A 16,255-nucleotide genomic window follows, 5' to 3' on the forward strand; every position below is an offset into this window, starting at 1 on the left:
GGCGTGATGAGCGAACGATTTCGTGATGTTTCACCGGAAGACGCCGAGCTTCAGCCCATTATCGAGGGGCTGTTCGGTGAATATGCCGCCCGCTACGGGGACTACTTCTCCAAAGACGCGGAGGTTGAGCTCACCGAGTGGTATTTAGCGCCGCAGGGGCTGTTTATCGTCCTGGAGCGCGACGGGAAGATTATCGCCACCGGCGCGTACAAACCTTTCGACGAACGCACCGCGGAAATCAAACGCATCTGGACGGACAAAAACCTGCGTCAGCAGGGGCTTGCCGGGCGCGTGGTGCAGGAGCTTGAGCGCAGGGCGGTGCTGGCAGGGTACAGCCAAATCTACCTGACAACCGGCTTTCGCCAGCCGGAAGCGGTGCGGCTCTATCTCAGCCAGGGCTATCAGGCGCAGTTCGATCTGAACCGCGATCCGGAAGAGTACAGCCAGCCGCCGTTTGACGGTCGGCTGCGCTTCACCAAAACGCTGGTACGCGAAGCGTTCAGTAAAACCGCATGAGGAACGACGATGAGCAACGTTGAAACCATTAAGGTGGTCCCGGCGCGTTATCCGCTGCGGGCCGTCGGCGCCGCGGTGGCGCTGTTTGTCCTGGCGGTCGTGATTCAGTCCGTGGCCTTTAACCCGCGCTGGGAGTGGGCGGTGTTTGCCCGCTGGTTCTTTGACCCGGTGATCCTCGAAGGTGTCGGGCAGACCCTGCTGCTGACGCTGATCGGCACCGCGCTGAGCGTGGTGCTTGGCGGCATGCTGGCGCTGGCGAGACTCTCTTCCTCCTGGCTGCTGAGCAGCCTGGCGTGGGCCTATATCTGGCTGTTTCGGTCGCTGCCGCTGATCGTGGTGCTGATCATTCTCTACAACTTTTCCTATCTCTACGACACGCTGTCGCTCGGCGTGCCGTTCACCGGCATCACCTGGGGCAGCTTTGAAACCATCAACGTGCTGGGTCAGTTTTCTACCGCCGTGGTGGGGCTCACCCTGGTGCAGAGCGCCTATACCGCCGAGATCGTTCGCGGCGGATTCCTCGGGGTCGATCACGGGCAGTATGAGGCCGCCGCCGCGCTCGGCCTGCCGGCCTGGAGACGCACGGTGCGCATCATTTTGCCTCAGGCGCTGCGCACCATCCTGCCGTCGGGGTTCAATGAAATCATCAGCCTCGCCAAGGGCACGGCGATGGTGTACGTCCTGGCGATGCCGGAACTGTTCTATACCATCCAGATGATCTACAACCGCACGCAGGAGGTGATCCCGCTGCTGATGGTCGGTGCCGCCTGGTACCTGGCGATCACCACCGTCCTCTCCGCTATCCAGTACGGTGTTGAACGCGCGCTTGCCCGCAGCGAACGCCGCTCTGCCGTTAATCAGAACCGTGCCGCCCGTCGCACCCGTTCTGTCACCACCACGCCAGCACAGGAGCCCGTCCATGCAAGCCTCTCCTGAAGGACACATTTCGATTACCGGCGTCAGCAAGTATTTCGGTCGTCATAAAGCGCTCGACAACGTTTCGCTTGAGATCCCGCCCGGGTCTGTGACGGTGATCCTCGGGCCGTCCGGCTCCGGCAAATCGACGCTGCTGCGCACCATTAACCACCTGGAGCGCGTCGATGAAGGTTTTATTCAGATCGACGGGGACTACATTGGCTATCGCCGTCAGGGCGACAGGCTGTATGAACTGAAGGAGAAGGAGATCCTCAAGCAGCGCGTCAACGTGGGCTACGTGTTCCAGAACTTCAATCTCTTTCCGCACCTCACGGTGCTGGAAAACCTGATTGAGGCGCCCATCGCGCATAAAAAGCTCAGCAAAAAAGAGGCGGTGGAAAGGGCGTACAGCCTGCTGGACGTGGTCGGGCTGCGGGATAAAGCCGATGCCTGGTCGCGCCATCTCTCCGGCGGTCAGCAGCAGCGCATTGCCATTGCCCGCGCGCTGGCGCTGCGTCCCCGCGTGATGCTGTTTGATGAGCCCACCTCGGCGCTGGATCCGGAGCTGGTGGGCGAAGTGCTGGACGTGATCAAAAAGCTGGCGCGGTCCGGCACCACGCTGGTGGTGGTGACCCACGAGATCGGCTTTGCCCGGGAAGTGGCGGATCAGGTGGTGTTTATGGTCGACGGGAAAATTGTCGAGCAGGGAAGCAGTGACGAGGTATTAAACCGTCCGTCACATGCGCGAACGCGCCAGTTTCTCTCCAAAGTCTTGTAAGGAGTGCCAATGAAATATGGACTTCTGGCGGGGCTGGTCGTCACGACGGTGAGCCACGCCAGCATTGATTTGAAAGCCAACGAGCAGCCGCTGCCGGTGACGGTGGATCGGCTGGCCGTGGCGAAGATCCCCGCCAATTACAAATTCGTTGAGCCGGGTACGCTGACGGTCGCCGTTTCGGCGCTAAATTCTCCGCCGCTGGCGCTGCTCGCCAGCGATAACCGCACGCGCATCGGCAGCGACCCGGATATCGCCCGCCTGCTGGCGGGCAGCCTGGGATTAAAGCTGAAGCTGGTGCCGACGGCATGGGAGGACTGGCCGCTGGGGATCGCCTCCGGGCGCTATGACGTGGCGCTGGTGAACATTGCGGTGACCGAACAGCGTAAAGAGAAGTTTGATTTTGCGACCTACCGCGTCGATTCGCTGGCGTTTTCGGTGAAATCCTCCAGCGACATTCAGTCAATCAAAAGCGCGGAAGATCTGGCCGGGAAAAAGGTGATTGTCGGCTCCGGTACGAATCAGGAGCGCATTCTGCTGGGCTGGAACGAAGAGAACAAAAAGGCGGGAAGGGCGCCTGCGCTGCCGGTCTATCTCCACGATGATGCCTCGGGCAATCTCTATATTCAGTCCGGCAGGGCGGACGTGTTCTTTGGTCCGCAGTCGGTATCGGCCTATAAGGCTGCGCTCTCGGGCAAAACCCGCGTGGTCGGTTTAGGGCCGAAAAAAGCCTATGTTGCGACCACCACCAAAAAAGGCAATGAGCTGGTGTACGCGCTGCAGGCCGCGCTGGACGGCGCGATTAAGCGGGGTGATTACCAGAAGGTGCTGGCGCGCTGGGGGGAGCAGGGCGAATCGGTGGCGCAGTCGGAGGTCAACCCGCCTGGGATAACCTACTAATGGTGCTCTATACCCAAAATAATTCGAGTTGCAGGAAGGCGGCAAGGGAACGAATTCCCGGGAGCGTACACTAGTACGTGACTGGGGTGAGTGAGTGCAGCCAACGCACCTGCAACTTGAAGTATGACGGGTATACACTTAGGGTTTTCATCCCTGAGGAGGCAACATGATTAAACTCTATGGCGTACCCGGCTGGGGCTCGGCGATCGGTGAAGTGATGCTAACCCTGGCCGATATCCCCTATCAATTTATCGACGTGGACGGGTTTGACCAGCCCGGTCCGCAGCGCGAGCTGCTGCAAAAGCTCAACCCGCTGTGTCAGGTGCCCACGCTGGAGCTGGAAAATGGCGCCATTATGACCGAAACGGCGGCGATTGCCCTGATGGTGCTCGACAGATGCCCCGATCTCGCGCCGCCCGTGGGGCAGGCCGAACGCCAGCAGTTTCAGCGCTTGCTGATCTGGTTTGTGGCTAACGTCTATCCCACGTTTACGTATGCAGACTATCCCGAACGCTGGGCGCCGGATGCGCCTGAACAGCTGCAGAAAAACTGCATCGAATACCGGAAGTCCCTCTATTTGTGGTTCGAAACTCAGCTCAAGGCCGCCCCGTTTGCGTTGGGAAAACGGCTGACGCTGCTGGATGTGTATATCGCGGTGGCGCGAACCTGGGGGCCACGCCATGACTGGTTTGCGACCAATACGCCGAGGTTTACGGCTATTGCGGACACCGTATGCCAGCTGCCGGAACTGCACAAGGTGTTAAAGGCCAACGATATTATCTGATAACGTGGAGCCCTGACTCACAACTGGAAGCCTGCATATGCCACACGTAGATATCAAATGTTTTCCCCGCGATTTGAACGACGAACAAAAAGCCGCACTGGCCGAGGATATTGCTGAGGTCATTATTCGCCATTTCAACAGCAAAGACAGCTCTGTCTCCGTTGCGTTGAATCAGGTGAACCAGGAGGACTGGAAAGCGCAGGTCTGGGATACGGAAATAGGCCCGAAGCTGGACGAGTTAATTAAAAAGCCCGGCTATTCAATGTAAGCGCACTTGCCGGGGGGAACTCTCCTCCCCGGTTTTCCCGTCTCGTCTTCCCGCTTTTTCGCAAAAATCGATAAAAATGCGTTTTATCTTATCCGTTACACTTTACGTTTCTGACTGACACATTATTAATCCTTAGGAAAGATCTTCAACAGAATCAATTAAGGACAGACACGTTAAAGGATAATTTTCCCATGACAAAATTACCCCGCTTTTCACTCGCCTTTCTTCATCCCCGTTACTGGCTAAGCTGGGTCGGCATTGCCGCACTGTGGCTCATCATGCTGCTCCCTTATCCGCTGCTGTTCAGAATCGGTCATGGCCTTGGTCGGCTGGCGATGCGCCTGCTTCCTCGTCGCGTTGAGATTGCCCGCCGAAACCTGGAGCTCTGTTTTCCGGAGATGAAAAAGGATGAACGCGAGTCACTGCTGCAGCGTAATTTTGAATCGGTAGGAATGGGAGTAATCGAAACCGGGATGGCATGGTTCTGGCCCGCGTGGCGGATGAAGAAATGCTTTACCGTGCAGGGGTATGAGCACATGGAAAAGGCGCGGGCAAAGGGTAATGGCGTGGTGCTCGTTGGCATGCATTTTCTCACCCTTGAGCTGGGCGCGCGGATCTTTGGCATGCTTAATCCCGGCATTGGGGTGTATCGTCCGAATAATAACGCGCTGCTGGACTGGCTTCAGACGCGCGGACGCCTGCGCTCCAATAAAACCATGCTCGATCGTCATGATTTAAAGGGCATGATCCGCTCGCTGAAGCAGAATGAGATTTTGTGGTATGCCCCGGATCATGACTACGGCAAAACCAATAGCGTCTTTGTGCCGTTCTTTGCAGTTCCGAATGCCGCCACGACCGCTGGAAGCTACATGCTGGTCAAAAGCGCTAAGCCTGCCGTCATTCCCTTTGTGCCGCGGCGCAGGGCGGATGGCACCGGTTACGAGCTGATCATTCTGGAAGATATCAGTGAGGCGTTGCAGGGCGGCGATAAAGAAGCCGTGGCGACGCAGATGAACAAGGCAATTGAGCAGGCCGTACGCATGGCGCCTGAACAATATATGTGGCTGCACCGTCGCTTCAAAACGCGACCTGAAGGTCAGCCTGACCGGTATGCTCGCCGCAAGAGCGTGGCACCACGGGCTGATATCCTGTCCGCCGCCGATCTTTCCGACCGGTCAGGCGTCCAGCACTAAGGCGGTAATCCTGCCCTCACCGTGCAGTGAGGGCAGGATCGAGGCTTACAGCGCAGACCTGCGGTACGGCGCATAGTCCGCCTGCCACCAGGTCTTCTCAATACGCGCCATCAGCGTCTCATCATCTATCGTCGGAGCCACGCCCTGTTCAATCGCGGCCCGGGCGACGGCGACGGCAATCTGGCGTGAGACCGTTTCAATCTGATCTACCGGCGGCAGCAATCCGCCTTTTTCCGTGGTGACCAGCGGAGATTGCGCGGCCAGGCTGCGGCTTGCTGCCATCAGCATCTCTTCCGTCACCCGGCGCGCGTTGCAGGCCAGTACGCCCAGCCCCAGACCCGGGAAGATATAGGCGTTGTTACACTGGGCGATCTCGTAGTGTTCATTCTCCCAGAATACCGGGGCGAACGGGCTGCCGGTAGCCACCAGTGCGGCACCCTGGGTCCAGGCGATAAGATCCTGCGGCTGGGCTTCCGCCCGCGAGGTCGGGTTCGAGAGCGGCATGATGATGGGGCGCGGGCAGTGGCGATGCATCTCTTTGACAATCTCTTCGCTGAACAGCCCCGGCTGGCCCGAAACGCCGATCATCACCGTGGGATGCGCGTTCTTCACAACGTCCAGCAGGGAAATGTTCTTCGCGTCAACCTGCCAGCTGCAAACGGCGTCGCGCGCGGTAAGCAGGTTTTTCTGGAAATCGAGCAGGTTCGTCATGTCGTCAGTCAGCAGGCCGAAGCGATCGACCATAAAGATCCGGCTGCGCGCTTCCGGCTCGGTCAGGCCGTCATCCACCATCAGCGCCACTATTTTTTCAGCTATCCCGCATCCGGCAGAGCCGCTGCCCAGGAAGACCACGCGCTGGTCGCGAATGCGCGTGCCTGCCGCATGGGCCGCCGCCATCAGCGTACCGGCGGTCACGGCGGCCGTACCCTGGATATCATCATTGAAGCAGCACAGCTGGTCGCGGTAGCGCTGGAGCAGCCTGGTGGCATTTTTCTGCGCGAAGTCCTCAAATTGCAGGAGCACATTGGGCCAGCGCGCTTTAACGGTGCTGACAAACATATCCATAAATTCAGCGTACTGGTCGTCGCTGATGCGCGGGTGGCGCCAGCCCATGTACATCGGGTCGTCGAGGTGTTGCTGATTATTGGTGCCAACATCCAGCATAATCGGGAGGGTAGAGGCCGGATGGATCCCGCCGCAGGCGGTATAGAGCGACAGCTTGCCAATTGGGATACCCATTCCGCCGATACCCTGATCGCCAAGCCCTAAAATACGTTCCCCGTCCGTCACCACAATCACGCGAACGTCGTTGCGCGAAAAGCTTTGCAGCATCTCATCAATACGATGGCGATTCGGCCATGAAATAAACAGGCCGCGCGCGCGTCGATAAATCGTGGAGAAATGCTCGCAGGCTTCACCGACCGTCGGGGTATAGATAATCGGTAACGTCTCTTTGAGATGAGAACGCAAGAGGTTATAAAAAAGAGTTTCATTGGTGTCCTGGATATTTCGCAGGTAAACGTGACGCGAAATATCGCTTTTAAAATGACAGAACTGCACCCAGGCACGCTCGGTTTGTTCCTCAATGGTTTCAACGTTGTGCGGCAATAACCCATGCAGATTAAAATTGTCACGCTCCTCTTTAATAAATGCGAGCCCTTTATTTAGCAGCGGATTTTCCAGCAATACGGCCCCGTTATAGGGGGTGTACAGAACTTCTTTCCGGGACATGGTTAACTCCTGAATTTTTTAAATAAAAAAGATTAAGAGATGAAATAGATCATAATGCCTTCGGTCACGACCCCGACGGCAGTACCAATTAATATGGAAGAGGATGCGGTATCAATATAGGTATCGCTGCGCAACGCAAACATCCCCGCGGCAATCGCGGAAGGTGTTGCGCCAATAATGACGACCTGCTGCAGTAAGGTGTGGCTCAGGCCAAAGGCGATCCCCGCGGCGGCCATCATTGCCGGCTGAATAAGGTTTTTAATACTGATATTGGTAAACGTCTGCACGTTCAGTTTTGGACGTTCACCGTAAAACAGCAGGCCGAGGGCAAACAGGGACAGTCCGCCTGAAACCTTGCCAACCATCTCAATAGGCATGCTGAGAATGGCAGGGATTTGCACGCCGGCCAGGCTGAGCAATACGCCGGAGACCGGGATCCAGACGATAGGATTGCGTGCCGCTTTGATGAGGTTTTGCACGATCATCGCGCCCGGGTGCAGCGCCTCCAGACCATCTTGACCGTTTTTATCACCCATACGAATCAGGACGATAGTCAGGGGGATCATGATAACGCTGGTAATAATATTGCCAATCAGCACGCCGATAAATCCTTCCGGCCCAATCAATACCGCCAGGACCGGTGCGCCAAAGTAAGCCATATCGGGAAAGGCGCAAACCAGAGACTGAATGGCGCTGGTTTTGATATCGTGGCGAAAAACGTAGCGTGAAATAAATAGCGTCAGTAAATACGACCCCATTAAACCGACAACTAAAACGGCCATAAAGGTCAGGTTCTTAATTTTATTGGGATCGGTATGCAATGCACCGATAAAAAGATGGAAAGGAAGGGCGAAACGAATCACCACGGTTGCCATAACGTTTGCATCTTCACGTCGGGAATATCCCAGCTTTCCACTTAGCCATCCAAGTAACATTATAAAGACGAGCGGAAACAGTGACTGTAATAGTAATGAAGGCATAGTATTTCCTGTAGGGTATTTTATGTGTTTTATTGCAGCGCTAATCTAGCGCTTAGAAAGCAGGGCAGGAGTGACAAGGGTCACACTCTCTCTGGTTTTATTAATTTCAAAAAGATTGCATTAGTTGGATAACTAATACTTTCGTCAAATATTGATATGACGCAAGAAAGCGACATTAGCTGTTAAAAATAACTTTAGTTACTTAATGCTGAATTAAGTTATTTAAAGGCAAAGAGCCGAATTGTTCACATTTCTCCCGGCAGGCCCGTGATAATTTCATCGTGAGCCTGTTTTTAGAAAAGGCCATCTAAGTCTTTATTTATATTTAAGAACATTTATTCGTATCAGGAATAGTTTCAGTTATTCCTTTCTCTGTTTATCCGAACACAAATTCAGGTGATTATATGAAAGATAATCCTGTACCGACTTCTGAACTGTCGACCTCGCGTTTTGCCTTTGGGCTCAACAATACCGAGGTGGGCACGGTCCCGTTGATGCTGTTCGTCGGGATTGCCGCGATTGTGGCGACGTCCGCCTGGGCAGGGCTGCTGCCAAAAAATATGATTGGTGGTCTCGCGGTCATTATGACCCTCGGCTTCGCGTTTGCCAAAGTAGGGCGTCAAATCCCGGTGCTGAAAGATATCGGCGGCCCGGCGATCCTGTGCCTGATGGTGCCTTCCGTGCTGGTCTATTTTGGCGTATTCGGGAAACATACCCTTGATACCGTCCATCTGCTGATGAAAGAGGCGAATCTGCTCTATTTCGTCATCGCCTGCCTGGTAGTCGGCAGCATTCTGGGGATGAACCGGGTGCTGCTGATCCAGGGGATGATGCGCATGTTTGTTCCGCTGGTGGCCGGAACATGCATGGCCGTGCTGAGCGGCCTCATTGTGGGCTCACTGTTTGGTTATACGCCTTACCACACCTTCTTCTTCATCATTGTGCCCATTATCGGCGGCGGGATCGGCGAGGGGATTTTGCCGCTGTCCCTGGCCTATTCGGCAATACTGGGGCAGACGCCGGACGTCTACGTTGCGCAGCTGGCACCCGCTGCGGTCGTCGGGAATATCTTCGCCATTATTTGTGCGGGCTCGCTGGCGCGTCTCGGCGCGAAACGTCCTGCGCTTTCGGGAAATGGCATGCTTACGCGGAGTAAAGACGACGCCAGCCTGTTTGCAGGGGCGCAAAGCACGCAGCAGACGGATTTTCATCTGATGGGGGGCGGATTGCTGATGGTGTGCGCGTTTTTCATCGTCGGCGGATTGTTTGAAAAACTGGTTCACATTCCTGGTCCGGTGCTGATGATCCTGATTGCCGTTCTGTGTAAATACTTCAGGGTGATCCCTGCCTCAATGGAGCAGGGCGCGCACAGTTGCTATAAATTCGTCTCGGCTGCGCTGGTCTGGCCGCTGATGATCGGCCTCGGGATGTTATACGTGCCGCTTGAGAGCGTGGTGTCGGTCTTTTCGGTGGGATACGTGGTGGTATGCGGTTCGGTTGTGATTGCGATGGCGCTGAGCGGCTACTTTATCGCGTCGCGTCTGAATATGTATCCTGTGGAAGCGGCCATTGTGACCTGCTGCCACAGCGGGCTGGGCGGAACGGGGGACGTGGCCATTTTGTCCGCGTCTAACCGGATGTCGCTCATGCCGTTCGCGCAGATCGCCACCCGCATCGGCGGCGCGTCGACGGTGATTTTCGCCACGCTGCTGATGGGCTGGATTATGGCGCACTGATCCGATACGTCAGGATGCTGAATCGCAACGACATTTTCAGGGTGCCGCTGCGGTTCAGTCCTTTATAAAACTCACCGTGCTGTATAGAATTACCGCATCCACAGTGACGGGATACCACACGATGACCGGAAGAGTTGATTATCAGATTGAAAAATACCTCCTTACCGAAGCCGCCGAGCCGGAGCGCCTGACGCGCCAGTGGGCAGAGGTGATGGAGGAGTGTCGTGAGCAACAGTCTGGTGCAGAGGATCGTCTGCGTCTCGCGCTGCTTAATGTGGATTACGTCACCAGCTTCGAGCTGCCCTTCAGGCTACTCCTTACCCGTGCGCCTCAGCTGATAGACGTTGTCAGAAAAGAGCTTCAGCTCAGCCAGAAAAATGTTCTGTTTAACGGCAAGCGCTTTGGCTGCGTCTATAGCCTTAAAAGGGATCTCGACGGCATACCTGACGAGTTTACCTATCAGCTGAAAACCCGTATCCAGCGCAGTGACGCGACAGGATGCAATGAACTGCCTTACCGGCAAATTGCCCAGCAGGTTAAAGCCCCGAAGGAACGCCTCAGGCTGGCGCTGGAAAACGGGCTGTCGGTGACGGCACTCGACGGGCTTTTCTGGTTTGGCATTCAGCGCATCGCGGCTGATGTGCAGAGATTACGCAAAACGGGGATGAGGATCGTGACGTCCGACGCCGAGGTGTTTGATACGCTCACCAAAACAACCCGGCGGATCCCAGCCTATAGCCTTGCTCGCCCGGAATGAGTGTCAGTCTCTTACCCGTCGGCGGCATCAAACATGATGGAAAATTGCGGCCAGTTTTTTTACAGCGTCTTCTATTTCCCTTTCCGTGTAAGCTGCAAATCCCATCAAAAAACCGCTTGACGCGGGGGGACCTGCATATAAATCGGTAAGACCAAGTATATCAACACCCGAGCGGCGGGCGGCGGCGGCTATCTCTTTCTCGGATATCCCGTGCTTCAGGTGACAAGGCATTTGCATTCCGCCCGCTGGCGTTTCACAGGTAACATATTCGGAGAGATATTCGTCCATCATGCTTGCCAGCGCGTCTCGACGAGCAACGTAAATACTCCGCATCTTACGAACATAGGCGCCAAAATGGCCTCCCTCCAGAAATTTAGCCAGCGTCAGCTGGGTTATTGAGGCGGTGTGACCATCCATTAATGTCCTCGCCATGGTAAAGGGCTCTGTCAGTTCTGAGGGAACGATGGTGTAGGCAATACGTAGCCCAGGGAACAGAGACTTGGTGAACGTGCCGATATAAATTGTCCGGTTGTACGTATCAAGCCCCTGAAGACTGGCCATAGGCTTGCCTTCGTAGTGAAACTCACTGTCATAGTCATCCTCAATAATCCAGGCTCCGTAACGGTTTGCCCATTTAATAACTGCCAGTCGTCGGTCAAGAGAGAGCGTCACACCGGTAGGGTACTGATGAGAAGGCGTCAGGTAGATTGCCCTGGCAGGCTCGGTCAGAGAATTAAGCCCGTCAACCGAGATGCCTTTTTCATCAAGAGGAACCGGAATACAGCGAAGCCCTGCAGCGTTGAACGCTTTGTGCGCCCCTTGATAGGAGGGATCTTCAATGACAATGCCATCCCCGGCGTCCATCAGCACGTGGGAACAGAGCGCGAGCGCCTGTTGAGAACTTGTCAGAACGATGACCTGTTCCGCCCTCGCGCGCGTCCCGCGCTCAAGATTGACGTATTCCGCAATTGCCCGTCGCAGGCGCTCTATACCCTGGGGTGGACTTTGCTCTAACGCCTGGTGCTGAAACTCCTTCAGGACCTGTCGCTGAAGACGCTCCCAGATCGAAATGGGAAACATGCGGGTTTCAGGAATGCCGGGCGCAAGGGGTCGAGGGGAGGAAAATTCGCGGATCCCGCCGCTTTCATAAACGATCTTTCCCCGGACGCTGAGTTTTGCTTTTCGTATCTCAGCGGTTGGCTGATGCTGTCGAGGACGGGGTTTTAAAAAACGCGCGCTGGAAGAGACGAAGCTCCCTCTGCCTGTTTGTCTCTCAATAAAACCTTCGGCATGCAGGCTGGAGTAGGCCGCTTCTATGGTATCCCGGGAAACGCTGAGAGAAGCCGCCAGAGCGCGTGAGGCAGGAAGGGCCCTACCGTGAGATAATACCCCTTCCAGTATCAACGTCCGTATTGCTCTCTGGATCCTTTCATGAAGCGGTAGCGATCCGTTAGCGGGGTCGATAATCCATGCCTTAACCGTTTCTAGCTGCGCGTGCTTAAACATTACGTTGTCCACTTTCCCTCTGTGTCTTTTGATTCTAAAGCAATATTGCACGCAGAAGGATGAAAAATTGGTCTGCCTTGATGGCGAGAATTGGCGGGGCAAAACGTGCCATTCAGCGAATACACTCTTCCTGAAACGAATAAACGGGTGACCAAAGAGGCAATATGAATAATACGAGCGTGACAATTGAGGCAGTTAAAGAACGTGATTTTGAAAGCTGGATGCCACTGTGGAGTAAATACCAGGAATTTTATAATGTCGACCTCTCTGGGGCCGTCACTCAACGAACCTGGCAGCGATTTTTCAGCCCCGTTGAGCCGCTATTCTGCGTGGTAGCACGATGTAATGGAGACATAGTGGGTTTTGCGCATTATCTTTTTCACCGCTCGACCTGGGCTGAGAGCGATTACTGCTACCTCGAAGATTTATACGTCTGCGAAGCCGTAAGGGGCAAACACATTGGCAAACAGCTAATAGAATATGTTCAGAGAGAGGCCAGAAAACATCACGCCAGCCACCTTTACTGGCATACGCATGAAGCCAACTATCGCGGGCAACGATTGTACGACTGGATTGCGAAGAAAAGTGGAATGATTGAATATCGTATGCAGGTTAGATAAATCCCTTCGCTGACGTAATGCCCCATGAAATATGTACGGGGCATTTTTCAGGAAAAAACAGGCATGTCCTTATGATTTGGCCTGTAAAAGTATCTCCATCAGCCCTGGAAAACGGGCATCAAGATCCTCTCTTCGCAACGAAATCATGTTCTCCCGTCCCTGCGGGCGCTGCCAGATCACGCCGCTGTCGCGCAGAACGCGCCAGTGGTGTGTCATCGTGGACTTCACCACATCTTCCGGACGCAGCGCGTTACAGCTGAGTTCGCTGCCATCGGCGAGCCGGCGAATAATCGACAGCCGGAGCGGATTGCCGAGGGCAAACAGCACATTTTCCAGCAATATTTGTTCAGTTTCAGGGTGGTTTGGGATCATCGTTTTCCTGCGTTTGGCGTCAGATTGAGCTATATCAACAATAGGTCAACCGTTAAAAAATAGTTCGATAATACTCGTACAATAGGACTATTATAGCAAACGAACGAATGCACGACCATCCTGGTCGTCACAGACAAGTCATAAGACTTAAGGAAATATCATGCCCCGACCCATCCCTCTCGAACGTTATCGCAACATCGGTATCTCCGCGCATATCGATGCCGGTAAAACCACCACCACTGAGCGCATCCTGTTTTACACCGGGATGAGCCACAAGCTGGGTGAAGTACACGATGGCGCGGCAACCACTGACTGGATGGCGCAGGAGCAAGAGCGCGGGATCACGATTACCTCCGCGGCCGTCAGCTGCTTCTGGCCGGGTATGGACAGAGGCTATGAACCGCACCGGATCAACATCATCGACACCCCGGGCCACGTGGATTTCACCATCGAGGTGGAACGTTCCATGCGCGTGCTCGACGGCGCCGTGATGGTGTATGACTCCGTGGGTGGCGTGCAGCCGCAGTCGGAAACCGTCTGGCGTCAGGCCAATAAATATCACGTTCCGCGTCTGGCCTTCGTCAACAAAATGGACCGTCCGGGTGCCGATTTCTTCCGCGTCGTGCGGATGATGCAGGAGCGCCTGAAGGCCAATCCGGTGCCGATTGTCATTCCGGTGGGTGCAGAAGATCATTTCACCGGCGTGGTGGACCTCATCAAGATGCGCACCATTCTGTGGGACGATGCGACGCAGGGCATGGTGTTTACCTATGCTCCCGTGCCGGACGATTTGGTCAATACCGCTCAGGAATGGCGGGAAAAGATGGTCTCTGCGGCGGCGGAAGCCAGCGATGAACTGATGGACAAATACCTGGAAACCGGCGATCTCGACGAAGCGGAAATCATCAAAGGGCTGCGTATTCGCACCATCTCGGGTGAAATTCAGCCGATGCTGTGCGGCAGCGCGTTCAAGAATAAGGGCGTGCAGCGCATGCTCGATGCGGTCATTGAGCTTATGCCGTCGCCGCTGGACGTGCCGGCCATTGATGGCGTGGATGAAAAAGGGCAGCACGCGGAGCGTCATCCGAGCGATGATGAGCCGTTCTCGGCCCTGGCGTTCAAGCTGATGAGCGATCCGTACGTCGGGCAACTGACCTTTATCCGCGTGTACTCTGGCGTGCTGCGCAAAGGTGACGCGGTGTATAACCCGGTGAAAGGGAAGAAAGAGCGCATCGGGCGTATCGTGCTGATGCATGCCAACGATCGTCACGAGGTGGACGAACTGCGCGCCGGAGACATCGCGGCCTGCGTTGGGCTGAAGGATGTGACTACCGGCGACACGCTCACCGATCCTAATGCAGTGATCACGCTTGAACGCATGGAGTTCCCGGACCCGGTTATTTCGCTGGCGATCGAGCCGAAAACTAAGGCCGATCAGGAGAAAATGGGGATCGCGCTGCAGCGTCTGGCGGCGGAAGATCCCTCTTTCCGCCTGCATACTGACGAAGAGTCCGGCCAGACCATTATCTCCGGGATGGGTGAGCTACACCTTGAGATTATCGTCGACCGAATGAAGCGTGAGTTTGGCGTCGAGGCGAACATTGGCCGCCCACAGGTAACTTACCGTGAAACCCTGCGTAAAACGGTGAAGGATATCGAAGGTAAATTTGTTCGTCAGTCCGGCGGCAAAGGGCAGTACGGCCATGTGGTGCTGAGCCTGGAGCCGCTTGAGCCCGGAAGTGGCTTTAAATTTGAAGATGCCACCAAGGGCGGCGTGGTGCCGCGCGAGTATATTCCGTCCGTTGAGAAAGGGCTGCGGGAAGCGATGAACAGCGGCGTGCTGGCGGGCTATCCGGTTGTCGATGTCAAAGCGACGCTGACGTTTGGCTCATATCACGACGTCGACTCCTCGGAGATGGCGTTCCGCATGGCGGCGATCCTCGGCTTTAAAGAGGGGGCCCGCAGGGCGGATCCGGTGATCCTTGAGCCGATCATGCACGTGGAGGTGGAAACGCCGGAAGAGTACGCCGGTAACATCATGGGCGATCTCTCTTCCCGCCGCGGCATGGTGCAGGGGATGGCGGAGCAGTACGGAAGCCAGATTATTCGTGCTGACGTGCCGCTGGCAGAGATGTTTGGTTATGCCACGACATTGCGCTCGATGTCCCAGGGACGCGCGACGTATACGATGGAGTTTCATCATTTTGCGGAAGCCCCGCGGAATGTTGCGGATGAGATTATTTCACGACGTGCGAAGAGTTAATTAACTGCACATGGTAGTCGTTGGGCTACCATGTGCTTTTTCTTCTGCGACAGAGGGCGTTTCCTTTCATATCACGTTGTTACTTAATCAGAGTGGCCGAGCGAACTTTCCATACGCCTTTTTCCTGAACGAGACAATCTGCTACAACGTGATCTTGTTTCTTCCCAAACGCGATATAGACGTTTGTGCAAACGGCATCAAAATCAGAATGCAAGACGGTTATCTGATTCCAGTCTTCATCCCAATCCTGCGATTTGATGAACATATCCGCATCTGGCATGTCTTTTTCGTTACTGTCGCCAGAGTACATTTCTTTAATTGCTGCGATAGTCTCTGCGGCAACGTAATCATTCATAATGTCCGGATTGAGTACGGGCGGTTTGTTCTGGTCTAACTGCGCGATATACCATTGATTGAATTTAAGCGCCGCCTGGCCCGGTGCATAAATGTTATCTGCGACAGCGAATGGAGACAGGGCGAAAAGTAAAAAGAAGAGTGTTTTCATTAGTCATGCCTGAACAGCTCGTAATGAGGCTGTATGTTTCGGTAGGCCGGTCCTGGATACAGAGAGCGTTGTACAAAATCGCTGATCCACTGCTGACCATCGTATATGCAAACGTGCCCGCTATCGTGGCCCGCAATATTCTGGATAACGGCTATGTCACCGGCATGAGGTTGATCGTATACCAGGCGGAATCCAGCATTGACCAATGTCCGCCCCATGTCTTTTGCCAGACGCGTATTGGGGATTTTTAATCTTCCACCCGTTCTGATCGCTTCGGTGACGTAGTGAGCACAATAACCCGTGCTCTTCGATTGGGCGTGTGATTTGGCATATGAGATTGCGCCATCTTTATTCCATGTCATTGATATTTCCTTAACGCGCGAGTGCGAATGCAGCAACTCCGGAAATATCCTCCGTTTTAAAACGCAATGGTA

17 protein-coding genes are annotated in these 16,255 nt (G+C 55.0%); 11 read left to right on the plus strand and 6 right to left on the minus strand.

The window, feature by feature from the left end; translation table 11 throughout:
- Positions 1-6: 6 nt before the first annotated feature.
- The 7 genes from ACOTZB_RS01045 to ACOTZB_RS01075 all read left to right on the plus strand — a co-directional run bounded on the left by ACOTZB_RS01045 (position 7) and on the right by ACOTZB_RS01075 (position 5,351).
- Positions 7-516: a GNAT family N-acetyltransferase gene (locus tag ACOTZB_RS01045; protein ID WP_421626260.1), complete on the plus strand. Its 510-nt coding sequence runs from the start codon at positions 7-9 to the stop codon at positions 514-516.
- A gap of 9 nt (positions 517-525) precedes the next feature.
- Entirely contained in the window at positions 526-1,452 is a 927-nt protein-coding gene (locus ACOTZB_RS01050) for an amino acid ABC transporter permease (RefSeq protein ID WP_029740269.1), read from the plus strand.
- On the plus strand, positions 1,436-2,209 hold the full coding sequence (locus ACOTZB_RS01055) for an amino acid ABC transporter ATP-binding protein (RefSeq protein WP_047060962.1): 774 nt from the start codon (positions 1,436-1,438) through the stop codon (positions 2,207-2,209). Before ACOTZB_RS01050 ends, ACOTZB_RS01055 begins: the two co-directional genes overlap by 17 nt.
- 9 nt (positions 2,210-2,218) lie before the next feature.
- Positions 2,219-3,106, plus strand: a complete 888-nt coding sequence (locus tag ACOTZB_RS01060; protein ID WP_421626261.1) for an ABC transporter substrate-binding protein — start codon at positions 2,219-2,221, stop codon at positions 3,104-3,106.
- Positions 3,107-3,272: 166 nt separating this feature from the next.
- Positions 3,273-3,890 carry a glutathione S-transferase family protein gene (locus ACOTZB_RS01065; RefSeq protein ID WP_421626262.1) on the plus strand — a complete coding sequence of 206 codons (618 nt, stop codon included), beginning with the start codon at positions 3,273-3,275 and terminating at the stop codon, positions 3,888-3,890.
- A gap of 37 nt (positions 3,891-3,927) precedes the next feature.
- Positions 3,928-4,158 carry a tautomerase PptA gene (pptA, locus tag ACOTZB_RS01070; protein ID WP_023311964.1) on the plus strand — a complete coding sequence of 77 codons (231 nt, stop codon included), beginning with the start codon at positions 3,928-3,930 and terminating at the stop codon, positions 4,156-4,158.
- Between the two features lie 191 nt (positions 4,159-4,349).
- Positions 4,350-5,351 (plus strand): Kdo(2)-lipid IV(A) acyltransferase, encoded by a 1,002-nt coding sequence (locus ACOTZB_RS01075; RefSeq protein WP_421626263.1) that lies wholly within the window; start codon positions 4,350-4,352, stop codon positions 5,349-5,351.
- A gap of 45 nt (positions 5,352-5,396) precedes the next feature.
- On the opposite strand, the gene ACOTZB_RS01080 is transcribed toward ACOTZB_RS01075, so the two are convergent.
- Positions 5,397-7,082 (minus strand): NAD-dependent malic enzyme, encoded by a 1,686-nt coding sequence (locus ACOTZB_RS01080; RefSeq protein WP_421626264.1) that lies wholly within the window; start codon positions 7,080-7,082, stop codon positions 5,397-5,399.
- 32 nt (positions 7,083-7,114) lie between these two features.
- The gene (locus tag ACOTZB_RS01085; RefSeq protein WP_193806873.1) at positions 7,115-8,062 is read right to left on the minus strand and encodes an AEC family transporter; all 948 of its coding nucleotides are present in this window, start codon (positions 8,060-8,062) and stop codon (positions 7,115-7,117) included.
- A 404-nt stretch (positions 8,063-8,466) separates the two neighbouring features.
- On the opposite strand from ACOTZB_RS01085, the gene ACOTZB_RS01090 reads away from it, so the two are divergent.
- Both ACOTZB_RS01090 and ACOTZB_RS01095 read left to right on the plus strand, forming a co-directional pair.
- Positions 8,467-9,798 carry a 2-hydroxycarboxylate transporter family protein gene (locus tag ACOTZB_RS01090; RefSeq protein WP_033145663.1) on the plus strand — a complete coding sequence of 444 codons (1,332 nt, stop codon included), beginning with the start codon at positions 8,467-8,469 and terminating at the stop codon, positions 9,796-9,798.
- Positions 9,799-9,919: 121 nt separating this feature from the next.
- Positions 9,920-10,555: a helix-turn-helix domain-containing protein gene (locus tag ACOTZB_RS01095; RefSeq protein ID WP_421626265.1), complete on the plus strand. Its 636-nt coding sequence runs from the start codon at positions 9,920-9,922 to the stop codon at positions 10,553-10,555.
- Between the two features lie 27 nt (positions 10,556-10,582).
- Here the strand turns inward: ACOTZB_RS01095 and ACOTZB_RS01100 are convergent, their stop codons facing one another.
- The gene (locus tag ACOTZB_RS01100; RefSeq protein ID WP_421626266.1) at positions 10,583-12,061 is read right to left on the minus strand and encodes a PLP-dependent aminotransferase family protein; all 1,479 of its coding nucleotides are present in this window, start codon (positions 12,059-12,061) and stop codon (positions 10,583-10,585) included.
- 164 nt (positions 12,062-12,225) lie between these two features.
- Between ACOTZB_RS01100 and ACOTZB_RS01105 the strand changes: the two genes are divergently transcribed.
- Positions 12,226-12,681, plus strand: coding sequence for a GNAT family N-acetyltransferase (locus ACOTZB_RS01105; protein ID WP_193806881.1), 456 nt, complete (start codon positions 12,226-12,228; stop codon positions 12,679-12,681).
- 69 nt (positions 12,682-12,750) lie between these two features.
- Here ACOTZB_RS01105 and ACOTZB_RS01110 read toward each other — a convergent pair whose 3' ends face one another.
- On the minus strand, positions 12,751-13,053 hold the full coding sequence (locus ACOTZB_RS01110) for an ArsR/SmtB family transcription factor (RefSeq protein ID WP_045354132.1): 303 nt from the start codon (positions 13,051-13,053) through the stop codon (positions 12,751-12,753).
- Positions 13,054-13,213: 160 nt separating this feature from the next.
- Here ACOTZB_RS01110 and fusA point away from each other — a divergent pair, with 160 nt between their 5' ends.
- Complete coding sequence (gene fusA, locus ACOTZB_RS01115; RefSeq protein ID WP_421626267.1) at positions 13,214-15,316, plus strand: elongation factor G; 2,103 nt, start codon at positions 13,214-13,216, stop codon at positions 15,314-15,316.
- Between the two features lie 79 nt (positions 15,317-15,395).
- Here fusA and ACOTZB_RS01120 read toward each other — a convergent pair whose 3' ends face one another.
- Positions 15,396-15,821, minus strand: a complete 426-nt coding sequence (locus tag ACOTZB_RS01120) for a DUF3828 domain-containing protein (RefSeq protein ID WP_063439020.1) — start codon at positions 15,819-15,821, stop codon at positions 15,396-15,398.
- Entirely contained in the window at positions 15,821-16,183 is a 363-nt protein-coding gene (locus ACOTZB_RS01125; protein ID WP_421626268.1) for a CHAP domain-containing protein, read from the minus strand. The genes ACOTZB_RS01120 and ACOTZB_RS01125 overlap by 1 nt, the downstream gene beginning before the upstream one ends.
- Between the last annotated feature and the right edge of the window lie 72 nt (positions 16,184-16,255).

This window comes from Enterobacter cloacae complex sp. SHL020 (assembly GCF_049236945.1).
GTDB lineage: Bacteria > Pseudomonadota > Gammaproteobacteria > Enterobacterales > Enterobacteriaceae > Enterobacter > Enterobacter dykesii.